This window comes from Dolichospermum sp. LEGE 00246, from assembly GCF_015207865.1.
Lineage (GTDB): Bacteria > Cyanobacteriota > Cyanobacteriia > Cyanobacteriales > Nostocaceae > Dolichospermum > Dolichospermum heterosporum.
In genome coordinates, this window is the sequence record NZ_JADEWA010000561.1 from 1 (window position 1) to 3078 (window position 3078).

Here is a 3078-nt window from a genome sequence, read left to right on the forward strand (position 1 = left end):
TCTAGCGGTTTTCTTAGTCCGTTTGTTGTACTTGCATACACCATCTAACTTGTCATCGAATTAAGTTTCTTTTGTTTAGTCTCTTTCTCATAAGACCCAAGAAAAGTCTGCTATTCCTTTCGGTCAGGGACAAAGTTTGAATCCCTATCCCATCTATTACAGACGGGCGTTCGCTTTTTCTCTCATCCTCTACCCTCCAGAGAGTTCTATCTTCCTCACGGTTGACTTACTATGGGATTTCGACCTTTCCATAGACTCTGTAGGGCTTACCTTGTCGTTTCATTTGGTGTATGTTCTCTGTTAGATGTTGATTTTCCTGCGGTGGGAGTTGTATTCACACGATTCATAGAAAATAAAACTATAAATCTACCCACTTACCTTTTGGTTAGAGCCTATCAGCCTTATTTGGCTCTCTGAGCGATGACGCAGTTTAGACATCAATTCACTTTCGTTCATCTTAGGAGAACTCCCTCTTGCTCCTTACCACGTTTTAGGCTAGTAGTTAAGGCTACGTTTGTGGTCTGCACTCCGCCTGTTTCGTTACCTACTTGGGCGTGACCAGACTCTGAAAAGAGTCTTTTTACATGAGGGTAGAGAGTGTGAATTCTCTAGGAGAGTCGGCTCTCCGTCCTAAACGACCTTTCAAGTCGCGCTTATCCCGCGCTCCTCTCTGTTAAATCTGGGCGTGCAACTTTCACTGCACCCAGCTTCCGACGTTCTTAGCTTTCGCTTTTGCTCATGTGTATGTAATCGTGGCAGATGAAAGTGAATGGCTAGAAGGTTTTTAGTTTTCCAGTTTTGGTGGTTTCCATCAACATGATGTAAATGTACCTTCTCATCACTGAGCATTTTTAGCCCACAATGACCACATTTATGGCTTTGCCGTTTGAGGGCTTTAGAGGTATGGTTGTCATAGAGCTTGCTGTTACGTTCGCTCCAATAACTCAAATCTCCGTCGTAGGGTGATTTCTCACCTTTAACATTGATGTGTTTGTTTTCGGAGTAAGGAACTGATGGAAACGCTTTATCTAGTAATTGCTTACTGGTATGGCGGTTCTGTTTGGTTTCCTTATTGAATACCCTGAAAGCTCTGTGATTGATGTGCCATAAGGAGAACCTAGACCCATCCATCTTGCAGAAGCGGTGGTAATTCCTCCAACCTCTAACTACAGGGGCTAATTTCTCAGCCTTTGTGGTAGCACCATAATTCGAGTTGTTGACGATATGTTTTACTTTCTTGCGAAAAGATTTAAAGTTATCCACTGATGGAACGCATCTAAACTTCTCGTTTTTATGGACTTTGAAATTCCAGCCCAGGAAGTCAAATCCATCTGTCGCGGCGGTTAGCTTTGTCTTTTTCTCACTGACTTTCATTCCCCGCTCTGCTAGGAATTGGCTGATTTTGTCAAGTATTTCTGTGGCATCGTCTTGAGGTCTGAGTATTATCACCATGTCATCCGCGTATCGGATTGTTGGTTCTATAATCTGTTCTCTTGAGGTTTTGTCTGTAATTCTGTAGCTAGATATCACATGATATCTATGAATACTTTCAATCCCATTTAAGGCGATGTTAGCTAGTAGCGGACTTACCACCCCGCCTTGGGGTGTTCCCTGTTCAGGAAATTCTGGATTAACTCCGGCTTTGAGACATCGGAATATTCCTTGTCTTATGCTATAAGGAGCGATGAGTCTATCCATAATGGCAGTGTGGTTTATCCTGTCAAAGCATTTTTCGATATCGAGTTCTATAACTCTTTTATCTATTCCATTGCAGGATGAGCGTAGATTATTGAACAGGATTTTTTGCGCGTCATGTGCCGAGCGTCCCGTTCTAAACCCGTAGCTTTTAGCATGAAAGGTTGCAACGCGCAAGCTGGTTCTAATGCGTACTTTATAAGGCACTGATATGCCCTGTCCGCAATAGTAGGGATTTTAAGTATCCTGGTAGTACCGTCCTTTTTGGGGATGGGTATTTCTCTTAGCCCCTGGTGTTTCCAGTTGCTAACGGATGCTTTTAGCAGTTCATTAAGCTCAAAGCGTTCCTTAAAGGTAAGGGACTTTTTGCCATCAATTCCTGCGGTCTTTTTCCCGGCGTTTAGCTGTGATACTTGACGGATTGCCAGTAATCTCGCTGCGGTAGATTTCAGAATCAGCTTTTGCAGGGACTTAGCTTTGCGCTTGTCGCCAACTTGAACCGCTTTGTACACTCGTTTTTGTAGGCGGAATAAGTTGCGGCGGAATTTCTTCCAGGGCAACGTCTTCCAAGATTCACGCTTAGTTGTCTCTGTGTCCAATCATGCTCTGCTCCAATCTGTGTATTCTGAACACCTCAGACCAATTACGGTCTGTCCTACCCGAGTTGAGGGAGTTCCGCTGCTCGTCCAGCCTACTTAGGGTTCGACCGCCCTTAGACCCTCAACCCGTTTTTATTCGTTCCCTCGGTTGATTGTTAGTTCCGTTAGGTGTAGCCATTTCAACCATTGGATTCCCTAGACTCTTGCCGCTATTCCAATGAGATGCGGCGGGAATTAACTCCAATGAAGTCAGGTTTTGATGTTGTGTCCTGCTTAACATTAGGTTGCTTTTTTAGGCTCTGTTTCACCGTAGGAACTCCCCGTTAACGCCAAGTGTCACCCCACAACGGATGTCTGATTGCGTCCTGTTCCTAGCTTCGACCTCCCGAAACCGAGTCGGGTCATCGTAGGCAGATAGGGATTCATACCTGAGTCTGGTAGATGGGACTTGCACCCATATCAGACCGAGAGTTCAACCTTTCTCTATTTCTAGATTGGGTTGGTTAGCTTATGTACGGGCTGGATACCGTGATTCAGCTAACAACGAATCGCACCATCGGAATGTTTCATGTAACGAGTGATTTCAACGTCACTCATTCTTGTTAGAACGTTATCAGCAGCGTTAGTATCTGAGTGCATCACGACCCCATCAGGTCCCAATACTGTTCGGTTAAGGGGAGATAGAGGGTAAAGTCAAAAATATTTTGTTCGCGTAGGCATTACGAGAACAATAAAAGCTAAAAAAGTTGCTTATACCTAACAAAAGGCACGCGGAAAAAACTTA

1 pseudogene is annotated in these 3078 nt (G+C 44.2%); it reads right to left on the minus strand.

Going from position 1 to position 3078, the window contains the following annotated elements:
* Positions 1–719: 719 nt before the first annotated feature.
* Positions 720–2298, minus strand: a pseudogene (locus tag IQ228_RS23970) (group II intron reverse transcriptase/maturase).
* Positions 2299–3078: the final 780 nt, after the last annotated feature.